Below are 16302 nucleotides of genomic sequence, written 5' to 3' on the forward strand. Positions count from 1 at the left end.
CAAGTATCTGCTCAAAAGTAACATCAATACTGCACAACCCAAGATTAAATACGCTTAAACAGGCCTATCGCGTAGACAGAATGAGCCGAACACCTTCATACGCCACTAAGGTGTGCCCATTAGAACAGTGGTATCTTTCTTGAGAGTGACCACCAGCCATGCTTGATTTACCTTGCAGTCGACCAACTTCCATCTCATCATCGCAAACTTTGCAGCTTACCTTGCCGATATTTTGCTCAATAAGCGTGTCAATCACGTAAACAAAGCGCGGCCATATTGTGGGTACATCAACTGGCTCTAGCAATGCATCATCGCGACGCTGAACCCAAGCCAGTAACTTACCTTCATCGCTATGCCGTAAATGCGGGTTCTCATGAAGTTTTTCTATCAGGAGGTGTTCAATGACCTCACTCGGAAAGGTAAACTCTCCATGGCTCTCGTCACAAATACCCACCGGAGTCGGTAAGAATCGCACATAAGCGCCGCATTGTTGTATCTGTTGCAGCTCCTGCACCGCTTCACGCTGGCGAGCTGCAAAATTAGGTTCTGGATTCATCCATTCAGCTAAACTCGGTCTCCCTTGAAGGAACCAGCGCAATGACGCCATAGGCCAAAAGACAACAATAATGGTAAAACTAAGCCAGATGTCTGCCTTGTTATAGCGCCAGTCGTACTCATCTAGCTTCTTGATCATCGTCCAAAGTAGACAAAGTCCCACCAGCGAAGCGAAGCACATGTAGCCAAACAGTATTGTTGTCATTGACTCTCTTCCTATCTCACCGTTCTTGTTCTAACTTAGCACGACAACTGCCACCAATAATGCCACAATACTCAATATTTAACGCCTTGCTGCGCTTTGCCATTATTTGATAGATTCAAGCGTAGTTTTAGAGCAACCTGAATACTGGTTCAATTTTCACCACGCTCACACAGTATCAACAAGAGCTAAAGAAGTGGAATTCAAGAAAGGCTGGCTGTAACAAATGTTTGTGTGAGGGAGCATGGCAGAATTAACCCTAAGTAGCATCGAAGACATTCAAGCACTTCAAGAAAGCGCTGAAGTAGAATGTAAACTCGCTGGTGGCCGTGATGGTAAAGGCGCTGTACCCAATGATATGTGGGAGACTTACAGCGCATTCGCCAATACCAGAGGCGGCGTAATCTTACTTGGAATAAAGGAAAAGCGAGGTCAGTTCAGTCTTGAGGGCATCACAACCCCCGCTCCACTTATCAAGAACATTGTCGATACCGTCAACAACCCCAATAAAATCAGCTGCAATCTGCTTAGCGAGCGAGATGTTCGCGTCGAGACGATTGAGGGTAAATCATTTATTCGGATTGATGTTCCCAGAGCTCAACGCAAAGAGCGCCCTATCTATATTAATGGTAACCCTCTAACTGGTAGCTTTATACGTCGCTACGAGGCCGATCAGAGATGCTCAATCGACTCGGTTAAGCAGATGATGGCTGAACAAGAGAACGAACGTGACCAGCGAATGTTGGAGCACTTTACTATTGACGACATTGAACCGGATAGTCTTCGTGTTTATCGCCAGATGTTTAAAGATGCTAAACCTCAGCACCCTTTCTTGGAGCTTTCGGATCAAGAGTTCCTTCGCTCCATTCGAGCTTGGCGGCGTGAACGCGCCTCTGGCTTGGAAGGGCTCACACTGGCTGGACTCATTATGTTTGGTCGCTGGGACGCATTACAAGATGCTTTTCCTGCCTACTCACTTGACTACCAAGAGAAAGATGACAGTACTCACCGTTGGGTTGACCGTATTTATACCGACGGCTCATGGTCTGGTAATGCCTTTGATTTTTATCGCAAGGTATACCGAAAGCTCACGGCAGATTTAAAAGTCAGCTTTCAACTGAACGACGACCAACGTGTCGACACCTCACCTGCTCACGAAGCGATACGAGAAGCTTTAGTCAACACGCTTGCACATTCCGACTTTGACTCAGATGATAATATCCTGATAGAAAAACACCCTGACTTTATCGGTTTTCGTAACCCTGGTCTCATGCGCATCCCTGTGCAAGAGGCTATCGCTGGTGGCAATAGCCAGTGCCGCAACCCTGCTATTCATCAAATGTTTTTGAACATTGGCCTTAGTGAAAAAGCTGGCTCCGGTATTCCCAAAATTTACAGTAACTGCCGACAGCAAAACTGGCAACCGCCACACCTTTACGAAAAATATGAACTAGGCCAAACACTGCTAGAACTGCGAATGGTTAACATCTTGTCGCCTGAGCTCCACCAGCAGCTAGTGGAGCTATTTGGTGAAGACTACAAACAGTTAAGTGAACTAAAGCGAACCATTCTAGTGACTGCTGTCACTGAGTCTTGGTTTAACCATGAACGCATCTGCTCCCTATCCTCAGAACACACTCGTGAAGTCACCTTGGCTCTAAGCCAATTGGTTTCGGCTGGATATTTGCAGTCGGCTGGTAAGCACAAAGGAAAGATTTATCACCTAAAAGGAATTGAAGTTCCGACACCAGACAATGATGCAGGCAAAAGCATCAGCTTTGTTACCTCTCCTAGTGCGGCACAGCTTTCTCTATTCGAACCAGAGGTTTTAACTTCAGCGCCGGACTTAAAGCAGGATGCGCCGGACTTAGTGCCGGACTTAGTGCCGGACTTAGTGCCGGAGCTCCACAAAAATGTGCCGGAGTCTGCAAATAGGCTTACAGAAGAAGATCAGCAGCTATGGATAGAGCTAAAGCGTATCGCTACTCCTGTGACAGAGAAGCAGGGTCGAAAGCACAAGTCTGAAGTAAAAAACATCATCCTTAAACTATGCTCACATGCCGAGCCCAACTGTTTGAGGCTATCCGACCTTGCAGAATTGCTTAACATGAACAGTGATACACTAAGACGACATTACCTTAGCCCTATGACTAAAGAGCAGCAGCTGTATCTCGCGTTTCCAACGGTTCCTAATCATCCGGAGCAGGGATATACCACTCAAAACAATACTAATCACAATTAATACTGGTCTAGTAAAGACGGTTTGGTGCGTATTTCGGTGATTGCAATCGCTCGTTACCCTGACGGAACGGAATGCTCCGAAATATGCGCTTGGCTTCCTATTTCTGCGAAAAGTCCAATGTAATTCTCAACTCTTTACTTATAAGGACTGAGAGCCATGACGTATTCTCTTTCGTACCCCACTGGAATGCGCAAAAAATATGACAAGATCGCTCAGTGATCACACACTGCTCACCGTATTGCTGAGTAACTTTTGCCCCATTGTGTTTCACGTTAGTTTTTCTACATAGCATTCAGTTTGGTATTTGACTTACTTTTCCTTATGACAAAAAATCTAGCGATGTGGTCAAATTTACTAATCCACTACAGCTATCCTGTAGTCAGTTAAATACTAACTTAGTTCTAATTCTTCTCTAAACAGCTCGTAAACGTAGTTGGATTCATTCGCTAGTTGGAAAGTTTCGTTGATCACGCCACCAGCCATGTGAGGGTGCCCTCCGCCGAATCCAACACCAGAATCGTTTAGCACGCGCCTTACGATACCTGCCATGTTATTTTTCTTACATTCCGAGCGAAGGGAGATAAAGGTTTTTTCTCTGTTTCTGGCACTAAGAACCACGATATCGAGTTCATTAACCGACAGTAAAAAGTCTCCAAGAATACCTAACATGTTTTTGGAACATCCTTCAGGTAAGGTAGCAAAAGCGCAGTTTCCTTCTTTTTTCATACTTCCTAGCATGAAATCAAATAGTTTAAGCTCTTGATACTCTATTTGATTGCGAGAAATTCTATTCACCATATCCATGTCGGCTTTCACTTGTAGCTGTATGAGTGCTTTAATATCAGCAGAACTAACCGCTCGTGTGAAGTTTGCTGTATCGAAACTTAGACCAACGAGAAGGGCCGTTGCCACTCGTTTAGGGATGGGTAATTCATAGTAATTAAAATACTCAACCATTATGGTCGCTGTAGCACCATAATGAGGGCGAATATCTTTATAGGCGACAAAACTTGGCGCTTTCACTTGATGGTGGTCTATCACACCCACTTCAATTCCTGGAAGGTCGGTGATATTTTTTTCACCAATACAGCCATCTACGACAATGATCTTGTCAAATGGTTTCAAATCAAGCTGATGGGATTTTGTAATAGGAATATCGAGCCAATCAATTAAGTTTCTTAGAGACACTCGATCAATAAAGCCTTCATAAGAAATAAAGGGAGCAAACCCCTTTTTCTTGAGGAGGTAAGCGAGAGCAAATGCAGAGCCAATTGCATCATGATCGGGAAAATCATGAGCCTGAATTATGATTCGAGAAGAGCCTCGTAAACTCGTTAATAAACGATCAAACTTTTCAAGTGACATTGTTAGTTGCCCTGCATTAATTGCTCAACTCTTCCACGGTATCGACAATAGTTTCGGCACTATCTTTCAACTGCTCGATATGATCTTCGTTAACGGCACTTTGAATCTCATCAGAGTACTGAACGCCGATAAATACCCCAAAAAGGATAAGGGCTAGGGCGATAAACTTAAGCATTATACACCTTGCAAAAACGTGTAGCTCACTATGCACCTAGCATGTGTGCGACGTATTTAAAGTTCTAAATTTAAAGAGGTATTAAATATTCGTACAGATTATTTTGCAATGTTGACTCAGGCTTTACAATTATATTCTTGACATTGATCTCATTATCAGGGGTTGCCCTTGTGTCCATACTGCGGGTTATATATGTTGAATCAAGCGAGGCTAGACACTTATCCGACCAAGTTTACCTTGGTTTTTTAGCTACCAAGCTAGGTGAAATGGAAAGCTTGAATTTGTCAATATCTCGCATGTTGGTTTTAATCAACTGCAAATGACTTATATCCAGTCAAACTTGGGTTTTCTGTAGGTGACGGTAAACCTGTACTGTTTGACTTTTTGGATGCGAGAAGTAATCCGAAATAGGCCACCTTAGTGTGTTTACTTTAAAATGGCTCTTTCGATTTACGATATTGATTTTCAGTGTGTCCTTTTTGCTCCAATAAACCCAACCATATCTCGCTATCTGCTCATCGATGGACTGTGGGGCAGTGTTACTCTACGCCCTCAAAATCGACGCCACATTGTCAGGTGGATAGCAAAGCACCTCCAAATGTTCCAACCACATCTCTAGAGCCTGCTGCTTCTCCGGAAGGTACTGACTACGGTTATAAATCGCCATTACACCACCAAGCGTATGGCCTAGTAGTTGCTCTACAACGTGAGGGGCGACACCCAAATCATTCATTCGCGTTGCAAGGGTTCTGCGCAAGTCATGTAACGTCCATGATTCATCATGCCCTATTCGCTTCCACAACATCCGACCAAACTGACTTACCGCCTCGGACTGCTTCAACTGCCCTAATAGATAATCACTGACCTCACTTCCCTCTTTTAACTCTTGCAACCAAGGCAATAGCTGCTTAGGAATTGGACGGATAATCTTGTCTTTGGTTTTACTGTGTGCTTTGGGAACCGTCCATAAAAGCGCATTAAAATCCCACTCTGCCCACGTTGATAGGCGCACCTCTTGAGTTCGAGCACCAAACACAATGAGTAGTCTGATTAGGTTGCTGTAGTATGGGAGCAGCCTATCGCTCGATGTAACTTTCCATACATCCGCTAACTCACCTGCAGATAAAACTCGATCCCTCTTTTCTTGCCGACTGCCGACATCCTTAACAATCAGATCATCAAGAGCACGGCTGGTGGCATAGCGACGCACACGGCAGAATCTCAATGCTTGTTTGGCATTCTGCAAAACGTAGCCAGCAGCAACAGGGGCTGGACGCTGTTTTCCAGCGATTCCCTTTCTCGTTCTGTCAAAGCACTCCAACCAATGGCGTGTTTCAGTTTTGTCTAAAGGAAGGTGACCGATGTAAGGGTAGATATGTCGCTCAAACTGAGCGCGATGCTTAGCGACATTTGAACGATTGTGTTCTGCGTATTCAACTAACCAGTATTCTAGCGCTTCCTTTACAGTTACAGGATGGAGCCGCTCTTCCCGCTCCAGACTTCTCTGCTGTTTGGGGTCAAAACCATCAGCCAACCATTCACGACATCGTTCTGCAGCAGATCTAGCCTTGACTAACGATAAAGCAGGGTAATCTCCCAAATCCATGCGCTGGTTCTTACCCTCAAGCTTATAACGATACTGCCATCTGACTTTTCCTTTTTTAGAAACCCGAGCGCTGAGGCCATTACCATCGGTCAATACAAACTGTTCAGAATGCTCCTTGCCTGCCACCGACTTTAGACTTTTATCGTACAGCTTTCCCATAACGCCCTCTCCCTAAAACGGCACACAAACTCAAAACCATGTACCCTCTCGTGTACCCTGAGAACATAATAAGACTGAAAACAAACAAAAACAAATCAAAACAAGAAAAACCCTAAACAAATGTTTTATAATAGCTTTAATCCACCAACAAGAACAAACAAGCACGTACAAAAACCATTAATTTGATAATACGGCATGAACTAATTCGCCTTGAGCGAACGTATTTGAGATTAAAGGGCCTGAAGCACACGCTTCAGGCCCTTTTTCTTTGTCCGAAACTCACTCAAACCTCCCCTAGTCACTGATATTAGATTTTCTGTTGACCTCAACTTAACTTGAGGATTTATCGTTAACGTCATCTACCGTTTTATATCAAACACAAACAAGGAGACGTTATGAAAAGCTACGTAGAACACGCCAATATCACCGTAATCGATGCTGAGCACACTGTTGGGCTGCTTTTGGCAGCACTACCGGACTGGTCAATACGAGGAGAAGGTCGAACCGATGATTGGTTTGGTAAACCGATGCGCTGGTATCACGTTGGAACAGAAGAGAGTTACATCACCATCCAAGATGGCGGCGAAGGAGAGGCTGGGACATGGCAGCAGCCTTGGGTTGGGGTTAAACATATCGGCATTGTCGTCGACGATCTAAAGAAGGCCGTTTCACGACTTGAAGCCGCCGGCTACCCGCTGGATCACATGGGCGGCGAACACCCTCATCGCCAGAGTGCCTATTTTCAAGACAAGCATCATATCCAGTTTGAGTTTGTCGAATACTTCTCTGAACTCGCTACGGAGCGCAATGACTATCAGTTATAGCTTCCGATTTGAGTAACCCCCTAAAAGAGCTAGGGTTGCTATAAGTCGTTCTACCCATAAGCAACCATACCCACAAATGCAAAGCTGGACTCAAACCCAGCTTTGTAATCCGCTTAATAATTAGACGATAGTGGCATAGTCTCAGCCCAGAACATGGCATAGGGTATAGGGTATAGGGTATAGGGTATAGCTATAACAACAATCAGCATGCCGAATGACTATAGGTGATGCACTCTTTTTCCAAGAAAGGAATTCTTGCTATGACTACAGCGCATTTCGATTCAACATAGACTGTTTCTGCTCATTGGACTCGTTTTCGTTGCTCTAATTATTCCGCTCATTTTAGCACTGCTCGATTATCAGCAGTCATTAATGACCAACAAACAGAATAAAAACACAACACTTAGTACAAACCGCTTATACCTTAGTGGAGCACTACCACCATGGTCATGCACCCAATGAAGCCTGCACTCAATGGACAAGATCTTGGCCAATGAAGAGAAAAAACTGGCCGAAGTCAGTGAGCAATTGATGGAGAATGGCAACACGTTAAGTGTCGGTGTGGGGGCATTTAAAGTGCAATCGTAAGCCGCACTTAGTAGTAAGGGAGGCAATGCCTCCCTTACCTTCTTTTCTTTTCTGTTCTTCACGACTTTTCATCTGCAACTTCTAAAGCTGCAAGTATTGAACAGTGACTCGCGTCATGGTCATGACCACAGCAGGCATCATTGATCTTCTTCAGCGCCGCACGAATTCTGGTAAGCTCTGCGATTTTGTTATCAATAAGTTCAAGCTTACTGGAGGTTATGGCTTTCACTTCAGAGCAGCTGTGCTCAGTGGCCTCAAGCTTGATTCCGAGCAGCTCTTTGATTTCATCTAAGCTCAGACCCACCTCTTTCGCCTTAAGAATAAAACGAACTTGCCTCTGACTCTCTTCATTGTAAAGACGGTAACCCGACTCACTGCGGCCAACGGGAGTAATCAATTGGTTCTTTTCATAAAAACGCAACGTATCTGACGTCACCTTACAGCGTTTTGCTAACTCACCTATTTGAAACATAACCGTTTAAATTAACCTCTTTGTTACAAAAGTGTTCTTTAATAGGCTTTTTTGCACTTTTTTTGCCTATGCCAAACGATTGCGCGAGCTTTTTTGTAATAGATTGGTTAGAATACGCGCCATCGCCACCCCGGTGATAAAAATCCAAGGGTATTTACCCAACAGACGACTAGGTCGCCTCAATCATGAAAGACCTCGTCCTGTTTGGCAACTATCTTTACATCCGCAGGCCAAACCCATCGTTTGCCTGTACACAGCAACACAATCTGTGACTTTGAGGAAACAGAAGCATGAGTAACGCTCGTCCAATTCGCCGCGCTTTAATCAGCGTATCTGACAAAACTGGTATCGTTGAGTTCGCACAAGCACTAGCACAACGCGGTGTTGATATCCTTTCTACTGGTGGTACTGCTCGCCTTCTTGCTGAGCAAGGCATCGCAGTAACTGAAGTATCTGACTACACTGGCTTCCCAGAGATGATGGACGGTCGTGTTAAGACGCTACATCCAAAAGTACACGGTGGCGTACTGGGTCGTCGCGGTCAAGACGACGAGGTGATGGCAACTCACGGCATCAACCCAATCGATATGGTGGTGGTAAACCTATACCCATTTGCTGCGACAGTAGCAAAAGAAGGCTGCACACTAGAAGACGCGGTTGAGAACATCGACATCGGTGGTCCAACAATGGTTCGCTCTGCAGCGAAAAACCACAAAGACGTGACTATCGTTGTGAATGCACACGACTACGACCGCGTTATTGCTGAAATGGACGCAAACGACAAATCTCTTACACTAGAGACACGTTTCGACCTAGCTATCGCAGCATTCGAACACACCGCATCTTACGACGGCATGATCGCTAACTACTTCGGCACTATGGTCCCATCTTACGGTGAGAACAAAGAAGGTGATGAAGAGTCTAAATTCCCACGTACGTTCAACCAACAGTTCGTGAAGAAGCAAGACATGCGCTACGGTGAGAACAGCCATCAAGACGCGGCATTCTACGTAGAAGCAAACCCAGAAGAGGCATCGGTATCTACCGCTCGCCAAATTCAAGGTAAAGCTCTGTCTTACAACAACATCGCTGACACTGACGCAGCGCTTGAGTGTGTAAAAGAGTTTGATGAGCCAGCTTGCGTTATCGTTAAGCACGCCAACCCTTGTGGTGTTGCGCTAGGGAAAGACATTCTTGAAGCGTATGACCGCGCATACAAAACTGACCCAACGTCAGCGTTTGGCGGCATCATCGCGTTCAACCAAGAGCTAGATGCAGAAACAGCGAAAGCGATTGTTGAGCGTCAATTCGTTGAAGTCATCATCGCACCTTCTGTTTCAGCTGAAGCAGTAGAAGTGGTTGCCGCTAAGAAAAACGTTCGCTTACTAGAGTGTGGTGAGTGGACGACTAAGACAACCGGCTTTGACGTTAAGCGCGTTAACGGTGGTCTTCTGGTTCAAGACCGCGACCAAGGCATGGTATCGCTTGATGACGTTAAAGTGGTTTCTAAGCGCCAACCGACAGAAGAAGAGCTAAAAGATGCCCTATTCTGCTGGAAAGTAGCTAAGTACGTGAAGTCTAACGCGATCGTTTACTCGAAAGGCGACATGACTATCGGTGTGGGCGCTGGTCAAATGAGCCGCGTGTACTCTGCAAAAATTGCTGGTATTAAGGCTGCTGACGAAGGTCTACAGGTTGAAGGCTGCGTAATGGCATCAGATGCGTTCTTCCCATTCCGTGATGGCATTGACGCTGCAGCAGAAGCTGGCATCAAGTGCGTTATCCAACCAGGCGGCTCTATGCGTGATGACGAAGTTATCGCAGCGGCTGACGAGCATGGCATGGCGATGGTCTTCACAGGCATGCGCCACTTCCGTCACTAATTACTCGTCGCATTTGGTGCTGTAGCCGCGTTAGCGCTACAGCACCAACTGCTTAGAGTAATCCAAACTTTGAAAGGATTATTAAATGAACGTTCTAATTATTGGTGCTGGTGGTCGTGAGCACGCTCTGGGTTGGAAAGTGGCTCAGAATCCAAATGTTGAAACGGTTTTCGTAGCGCCAGGTAACGCAGGCACTGCGCTTGAACCTAAACTAGAAAACGTTGCGATTGACGCTGAAGACATTCAAGGTCTGGTGGCGTTTGCAAAAGAGAAAAACATCGAGCTAACGATTGTTGGTCCTGAAGCACCGCTTGTAATTGGCGTTGTGGATGCATTCCAAGAAGCTGGTCTAGCTATCTTTGGTCCTACTCAAGCTGCTGCTCAACTAGAAGGCTCAAAAGCATTCACAAAAGACTTCCTAGCTCGTCACGCTATCCCAACTGGCGCTTACGCGAACTTCACAGAAATTGAGCCAGCACTGGCTTACGTTCGTGAGCAAGGTGCTCCGATCGTGGTTAAGGCTGACGGTCTTGCAGCTGGTAAAGGTGTTATCGTTGCGATGACACTGGAAGAAGCAGAAGACGCAATCAAAGACATGCTAGCTGGCAACGCATTTGGCAACGCTGGTAGCCGTGTGGTTATCGAAGAGTTCCTAGACGGCGAGGAAGCAAGCTTCATCGTGATGGTTGATGGCGAAAACGTATTGCCAATGGCAACCAGCCAAGACCACAAACGCGTTGGTAATAAGGACACAGGTCCTAACACTGGCGGCATGGGCGCTTACTCTCCGGCTCCAGTTGTGACGCAAGAGATTCACAACCGCATTATGGAAGAAGTTATCTACCCAACTGTTCGCGGTATGGCTTCAGAAGGTAACCCATACACAGGTTTCCTATACGCAGGTCTGATGATTGACAAAGACGGCACGCCTAAAGTTATCGAATACAACTGCCGTTTCGGTGATCCAGAAACACAACCTATCATGATGCGCATGCAATCAGACATGGTTGAGCTTTGCCAGGCTGCGATCGACAAGAAGCTAGACCAAGTTGAGTCTAAGTGGGATCCACGTGCTTCTATCGGTATCGTTCTAGCAGCAGGTGGCTACCCAGCGTCTTACAACAAGGGTGATGTTATCTCTGGCCTGCCAACAACAGAAGTGGAAGGCGAGAAGGTATTCCACGCTGGTACAGCTGACAAAGACGGAAATGTTGTGACTAACGGTGGTCGCGTACTATGTGCGACAGCCCTAGGTAACACAGTCTCTGAAGCTCAAGCACGCGCTTATGAGCTGACTAAGAAGATCAGCTGGGACGGTATGTTCCACCGCAACGATATTGGCTACCGTGCGATTGCTCGCGAGCAAAAGTAATTGAGCCAAGCCCAAAATAGCGAAGGGTGCCAGTCGGCACCCTTCTTTTGCTCTGCTTGATGTGAAACATATCTTAGATAAGCTTAGGCTTTGGTATGCAGTCTTTGGCACCATCCGCCAGCATCAATAGTTGCTCTACCCTTGCGCCAGTCAATCGCGTGCTGCCTAGGAACGCCACATAACTCTCTACTTCAGCCAAGCGTTTTACCACGAAGCTCGGTAAGCTTTCCTCAAACTTAATGTTGTTAAATTCTATACCGCTACACGTTTCTAACGTCTCACCACCCCAATGCCCCTGAACGAGTTCCAAACCGTCGCTGTCTTGCTCTTTTACTCGTTCAACTAACAACGAGGCTTCACTTTGGTAATTCTCAAGCTGAGCTTTTTTCACCGGTAACACTTTACCGTTACGGCGATACTGCTGATAAACCGCTTCGCCTTCTTTGTTAAATCGTACGTGGATACGATACGTCACCGAGCCCGACTCTGCATCATTTTGCACCCCTTCACGCACAAACTCTCTGAGCGTGTCACCACTCCAGCGATAATTGGATTGATACCAGCCGTAATCATTCATATTGACGTAATCGGCCGCGCTGTGAGGACGGGTGAGTTTTTCGGTATACCAATAAAAACTGGTTGCATCACCCAGCGTTTGACCACCGGTAAATTCTGAGAATTGATTGATACTCGGAGTAGGCGAAGATGAGCAGCCAAGCAAGGTAGCTGCAAGAAGCGAAACCAACAGTATTCTTTTCATAGTTGCGAGGCACCTCTATTGAACGCACGACAGGAAAATGACACCGATTTATACAGTTATGACAGCAAATGGTGCATCACGTTCAGTTAAAATGAAGCTTAAAGTGAGGAGACAGATTGGTAATCGCGCTAATTCAAAACACGCTTAACAATCGATCCTAGGGAGGAATTAAGATGGAGAGAACAGCACCGATGAAGCCATCGGTGCTGTAAAAATTATTTCACTGCGTCTTTCAGTGCTTTGCCAGCTACGAATGCTGGAACGTTAGCAGCAGCGATTTGGATCTCATCACCAGTCTTTGGGTTACGACCAGTACGAGCTGCGCGGTGGTTTACTTTGAACGTACCAAAACCAATTAGTTGAACTTGGTCACCTTCAGTTAGCGCTTCAGATACGCCTGAAAGCGTCGCTTCTAGCGCTGCTTTAGCTTGTGCTTTAGATAGGTCAGCTTTTTCAGCGATAAAATCGATCAATTGGGTCTTGTTCATTAGGTTTCCCTTCTTCATGTTATCGAGTTAAAGCCCACTCTAAATCATAAAGCCCCCATCTGGCAAAGGTTTGTAGCGGTTCTTCATCGCTTATGACGTAGATTTAACCGTTTTATGAGCAATAACTCACAATTTGTTACGCTAAGATTGAGTTTGAAACCTTGTAATTTATTGCATAAAGTCCCATAAATGCTCTGCGACTCAACTGATAAGCCTGATAAATCGGTCTGTCGCTACTGTTTTTAAGCACTCACCAACAATGCACAGGCTCATTTTTGCAGCAAAGTTAGGTTGATGTGTGCACTTACCTAGGAAATGAATGTTTCTCTTAACGGTTTATATTGCTGTCGCTATTGGTGTCTCTTTTATCTGTTCGGTATTAGAGGCGGTACTTTTAAGTATTACCCCAAGCTATCTTGCTCAGCTAAGACAAAAGGGTCACCCAGCGGCAGAAAAGCTAACCAAGCTCAAAGCAGAGCTAGATAGACCGCTAGCGTCTATTTTGACCCTAAACACCATCGCTCACACTATTGGTGCGGCGAGTGCAGGTGCGCAAGCTGCGAAAGTGTTCGGTAGCCAGTGGCTAGGCGTTTTCTCAGCAGTACTGACGCTAGGCATTCTGGTGTTGTCAGAAATCGTCCCGAAAACCATTGGTGCGACATACTGGCGTCAACTCGCTCCGGTTTCGGCCACTATTCTGCGCTGGATGGTGTGGGCACTGACGCCATTTGTTTGGTTCTCAGAACAAATCACTAAACGCCTAGCGCGCGGCCATGAAACGCCGAAAATGCGTGATGAGCTATCAGCAATGGCAATGCTAGCTAAAGAAAGCGGCGAGTTCGCAGAAGGCGAATCGAACATCTTGAATAATATTTTGAATATTCAAGACATCCCCGTAACGCAAGTAATGACGCCTCGTCCAGTGGTGTTCCGCGTACCGGCTGAGATGACCATCAGTGAGTTTTTGACTGAGCATAAAGAGACGCCGTTCTCACGCCCATTGGTGTACAGCCAACAGAAAGACAACATTCTGGGCTTTGTACACCGCTTGGAGCTGTTTAAGCTTCAACAGCAAGGCAGCGGCGAGAAGCAACTAGGCTCAGTGATGCGCCCAATCCAGGTGTTGTTTAACACCATCATGTTGCCGAAAGCGTTTGAACAGATGATGGCAGCACGCCTGCAAATTGCGATGATTGTCGACGAATACGGCACCATCCAAGGCATCATCACTCTGGAAGACATCTTCGAGCACTTGTTAGGGCAAGAGATTGTTGATGAGGCGGACAAAACCACCGACATGCAAGAGCTGGCTTATCAGCGCTGGGAAAACTGGAAAGAAAAGCACAGCATCGTTGATAACACTGACGATGATGACGAAGAAGCGCCAGTTGAAAAGTCTGAGCCTCAAGCTCAAACGCAACAAGACGCTGCAAAGACGAAAGGCGAATCCAATTCTCAGGATAAGAAAGAGTCTTAAGCGCTCAATCTCAGAAAGCTCTGAATCTCTACAAGCACTCAAAATAAAATGGCCGCGAAATTCGCGGCCATTTTTTTATATCCAGTAGGCTGTCGCTAGTGACTACCTATCTCGTTGCCCAGTAGGAAGTTCTCATCACTACTGACCACAACACCATACTTAAGGAAGTTCTTACCGAGAATCATGCTGTAGTGGAAGCGAGAGCGGTCTTGCAGGTTCACACGTACTGTTTTCTCAACATCGCCAAGCTTCACGCGCATGTTGACCACGGGGCGAACATTCGCCTTCTCCCCCGCTTTAGCACGAATACGCATCACATCCACCACTTCGCGGGTAAATTCTTGTTTCATGCCCATGTCATTGGTGTAGGTGAAGGTCACCATTTTCTTGCCGTCTTTTTCAAACTGTTTAATGTTGGTCGCGTTCATTGAGCTTACGTCTGCACCCGTATCCAGTTTCACTGGGAAAGAGAGCCCTTCCACCGTGGCATTTTCAATATGACCTGCCGTAAACACAGGGTAGGCATCAAGTAGGTTCTCACTGCGAGTGTTCACCAGTACGCCCGCCTTCGTGGCTTTCTTACCGATGATAAAGTATGGCTTTTCCCCTTCATCGCTATCTAGCGCTTCAAGGGCAAACTCTACAGTGACTTCTCTATCACCTACGATAAACTCACCATCGACTACCGGCCTGACGGTATCGCCGACTTTGATACGGCGTAAAATTGTTTTTCGGATCTTCTCTTCATTGCCCAAATCAGTCGACAAATAGTACTCCACTTTATCGCGACCCTTAGTTTCAATAATTTCAAAACTACTGACTTTCAGAAGTGGCGTGCTCACCGCAAACGACGGTTCGGCATCAAGCTGAACACCATCGAGGATCAAGCTTTCCGTTGGTGAGACCACCAGCGGCTTGTCTTTCATACGAGCGGCAAAGCTCTGCTTTTTCTTCTCAAGCTTTCCTTTAGCGCCGGTATCGACGATAAAGTTCTTGTTAAGCGTATTCAGACCTAGGCGAAGCTGAGTGCTCTGCTTCGAGCGATCTTTAAGGTAAACCTGAATCGTACCTTCAAAGTCTTTACCGCCTTTAAATGGCACAAAGATTATTGGGTACTCATTGCCAGACACTGGAAGCATTTTCACTAACGGATAAGTCACACGTTTTTGTGCGCCTTCCTTGCCGACCAAATCGAAACTCACTGAATTGGCGTTTTTGTCCACTTCAATATTTTGCGCATTGAGAATGCTGTAGTTGTTCGACAAAGAGATGCTGACGTCTACCGGCACATCTGCCACCAAGCCGGACTCTCGACGACCAATCACTTGTGCATCTTTCTGCTCTTGGAGGTAATCATACCCCGCCATGACCCAAGCGTTGTTAGCTAGAAACGTCTTACCGATCAAGATTGGGGCGCTAAAGCCGCTTCGGTCGGTAAGGTTCACTTCCGTGTCCACAGTTTTGCCCGCAATGGTCATAGGTAGAGTGACAACCGGACGGTAGATAGGCATAGAGCTGGTACGGCTTCGAATAACACTGGTGCGCGTCAATGGGCGCTCCATTTCAATCTTTTCACCGGTGTAAGGGTGGCGCAAAGTGAAGCTGACGACACCTTGGAAGTTGCGTTCGTCGTTATCGAACTCTTTCAGCCACCAGTCACTCGCTGAACCGCCGTACTCATCGACGATGGTTTGCATCAGCTTCTCATCACTGAGGCCTTGGTATTTAGGGTTGTTACTGATGACCTTGATGTCTTCAGCGTGCATTGATGTAGTATCAGCGCCCGTATCAATTTTACCGACAAATGGAATGCCTTCGAGCGCTTCAATATCTTGGTAGTAAACACTTTCAACGCGTCCAAGGACAACCTTATCCTCAATAGAAAGAACCGGTGCTTGTGTAGTAGAAAGATCTGGTGCAGCCATAGCCCACCCGCTTGTCATTGTGGCTAGAATTAACGCCAACTTAGTTGCTGTAGTTTTCATTTTAATACATCCATTCATCGACTGGCTCTAAATACGCATGAGTTCCTAAGACAACGGTCGACTCACTTCGTTTACCGACTCCTTTAAACTTTACAGAAAATCAACGGAATATCCACGCGATTATCAATAAATTAGCAATTCCTCGTTTG

Annotated in this window: 13 protein-coding genes; 5 read left to right on the plus strand and 8 right to left on the minus strand. The window is 46.1% G+C overall.

The window, feature by feature from the left end; genetic code table 11:
- Positions 1-64: 64 nt before the first annotated feature.
- Positions 65-760 (minus strand): hypothetical protein, encoded by a 696-nt coding sequence (locus ACJB0T_RS11360; RefSeq protein WP_479288491.1) that lies wholly within the window; start codon positions 758-760, stop codon positions 65-67.
- A 241-nt stretch (positions 761-1001) separates the two neighbouring features.
- Between ACJB0T_RS11360 and ACJB0T_RS11365 the strand changes: the two genes are divergently transcribed.
- Positions 1002-2999: an RNA/DNA-binding domain-containing protein gene (locus tag ACJB0T_RS11365; protein ID WP_479288489.1), complete on the plus strand. Its 1998-nt coding sequence runs from the start codon at positions 1002-1004 to the stop codon at positions 2997-2999.
- Between the two features lie 390 nt (positions 3000-3389).
- Here ACJB0T_RS11365 and ACJB0T_RS11370 read toward each other — a convergent pair whose 3' ends face one another.
- From ACJB0T_RS11370 to ACJB0T_RS11380, 3 genes are all read right to left on the minus strand, one after another.
- Positions 3390-4364, minus strand: a complete 975-nt coding sequence (locus tag ACJB0T_RS11370) for a DHH family phosphoesterase (RefSeq protein ID WP_479288488.1) — start codon at positions 4362-4364, stop codon at positions 3390-3392.
- 16 nt (positions 4365-4380) lie between these two features.
- Entirely contained in the window at positions 4381-4539 is a 159-nt protein-coding gene (locus ACJB0T_RS11375; RefSeq protein WP_479288486.1) for a hypothetical protein, read from the minus strand.
- A 544-nt stretch (positions 4540-5083) separates the two neighbouring features.
- Positions 5084-6304, minus strand: coding sequence for a tyrosine-type recombinase/integrase (locus ACJB0T_RS11380; protein ID WP_479288484.1), 1221 nt, complete (start codon positions 6302-6304; stop codon positions 5084-5086).
- Between the two features lie 395 nt (positions 6305-6699).
- Between ACJB0T_RS11380 and ACJB0T_RS11385 the strand changes: the two genes are divergently transcribed.
- Positions 6700-7128, plus strand: a complete 429-nt coding sequence (locus tag ACJB0T_RS11385; protein WP_479288482.1) for a VOC family protein — start codon at positions 6700-6702, stop codon at positions 7126-7128.
- A gap of 646 nt (positions 7129-7774) precedes the next feature.
- Here ACJB0T_RS11385 and zntR read toward each other — a convergent pair.
- Entirely contained in the window at positions 7775-8188 is a 414-nt protein-coding gene (zntR, locus tag ACJB0T_RS11390) for a Zn(2+)-responsive transcriptional regulator (RefSeq protein WP_479288480.1), read from the minus strand.
- Positions 8189-8478: 290 nt separating this feature from the next.
- Here zntR and purH point away from each other — a divergent pair, with 290 nt between their 5' ends.
- The gene (gene purH / locus ACJB0T_RS11395) at positions 8479-10071 is read left to right on the plus strand and encodes a bifunctional phosphoribosylaminoimidazolecarboxamide formyltransferase/IMP cyclohydrolase (RefSeq protein ID WP_479288479.1); all 1593 of its coding nucleotides are present in this window, start codon (positions 8479-8481) and stop codon (positions 10069-10071) included.
- An 85-nt stretch (positions 10072-10156) separates the two neighbouring features.
- Positions 10157-11443: a phosphoribosylamine--glycine ligase gene (purD, locus tag ACJB0T_RS11400; protein WP_479288477.1), complete on the plus strand. Its 1287-nt coding sequence runs from the start codon at positions 10157-10159 to the stop codon at positions 11441-11443.
- Positions 11444-11516: 73 nt separating this feature from the next.
- Here purD and ACJB0T_RS11405 read toward each other — a convergent pair whose 3' ends face one another.
- Both ACJB0T_RS11405 and hupA read right to left on the minus strand, forming a co-directional pair.
- Complete coding sequence (locus ACJB0T_RS11405; protein ID WP_479288475.1) at positions 11517-12203, minus strand: DUF1481 domain-containing protein; 687 nt, start codon at positions 12201-12203, stop codon at positions 11517-11519.
- A 215-nt stretch (positions 12204-12418) separates the two neighbouring features.
- On the minus strand, positions 12419-12691 hold the full coding sequence (gene hupA, locus ACJB0T_RS11410) for a nucleoid-associated protein HU-alpha (RefSeq protein WP_042478600.1): 273 nt from the start codon (positions 12689-12691) through the stop codon (positions 12419-12421).
- 319 nt (positions 12692-13010) lie between these two features.
- Here hupA and ACJB0T_RS11415 point away from each other — a divergent pair, with 319 nt between their 5' ends.
- Complete coding sequence (locus tag ACJB0T_RS11415; RefSeq protein WP_479288473.1) at positions 13011-14168, plus strand: CNNM domain-containing protein; 1158 nt, start codon at positions 13011-13013, stop codon at positions 14166-14168.
- A 95-nt stretch (positions 14169-14263) separates the two neighbouring features.
- Here ACJB0T_RS11415 and ACJB0T_RS11420 read toward each other — a convergent pair whose 3' ends face one another.
- Entirely contained in the window at positions 14264-16153 is a 1890-nt protein-coding gene (locus ACJB0T_RS11420; protein WP_479288472.1) for an ATP-dependent zinc protease family protein, read from the minus strand.
- Positions 16154-16302 lie beyond the last annotated feature (149 nt).

The organism is Vibrio sp. CB1-5 (genome assembly GCF_059412285.1).

Coding starts and splice junctions, on each gene's coding strand:
- ACJB0T_RS11360 (WP_479288491.1), bottom strand. CDS start 760: ATGACAACAATACTGTTTGGCTACATGTGCTTCGCTTCGCTGGTGGGA.
- ACJB0T_RS11365 (WP_479288489.1), top strand. CDS start 1,002: ATGGCAGAATTAACCCTAAGTAGCATCGAAGACATTCAAGCACTTCAA.
- ACJB0T_RS11370 (WP_479288488.1), bottom strand. CDS start 4,364: ATGTCACTTGAAAAGTTTGATCGTTTATTAACGAGTTTACGAGGCTCT.
- ACJB0T_RS11375 (WP_479288486.1), bottom strand. CDS start 4,539: ATGCTTAAGTTTATCGCCCTAGCCCTTATCCTTTTTGGGGTATTTATC.
- ACJB0T_RS11380 (WP_479288484.1), bottom strand. CDS start 6,304: ATGGGAAAGCTGTACGATAAAAGTCTAAAGTCGGTGGCAGGCAAGGAG.
- ACJB0T_RS11385 (WP_479288482.1), top strand. CDS start 6,700: ATGAAAAGCTACGTAGAACACGCCAATATCACCGTAATCGATGCTGAG.
- zntR (WP_479288480.1), bottom strand. CDS start 8,188: ATGTTTCAAATAGGTGAGTTAGCAAAACGCTGTAAGGTGACGTCAGAT.
- purH (WP_479288479.1), top strand. CDS start 8,479: ATGAGTAACGCTCGTCCAATTCGCCGCGCTTTAATCAGCGTATCTGAC.
- purD (WP_479288477.1), top strand. CDS start 10,157: ATGAACGTTCTAATTATTGGTGCTGGTGGTCGTGAGCACGCTCTGGGT.
- ACJB0T_RS11405 (WP_479288475.1), bottom strand. CDS start 12,203: ATGAAAAGAATACTGTTGGTTTCGCTTCTTGCAGCTACCTTGCTTGGC.
- hupA (WP_042478600.1), bottom strand. CDS start 12,691: ATGAACAAGACCCAATTGATCGATTTTATCGCTGAAAAAGCTGACCTA.
- ACJB0T_RS11415 (WP_479288473.1), top strand. CDS start 13,011: ATGTTTCTCTTAACGGTTTATATTGCTGTCGCTATTGGTGTCTCTTTT.
- ACJB0T_RS11420 (WP_479288472.1), bottom strand. CDS start 16,153: ATGAAAACTACAGCAACTAAGTTGGCGTTAATTCTAGCCACAATGACA.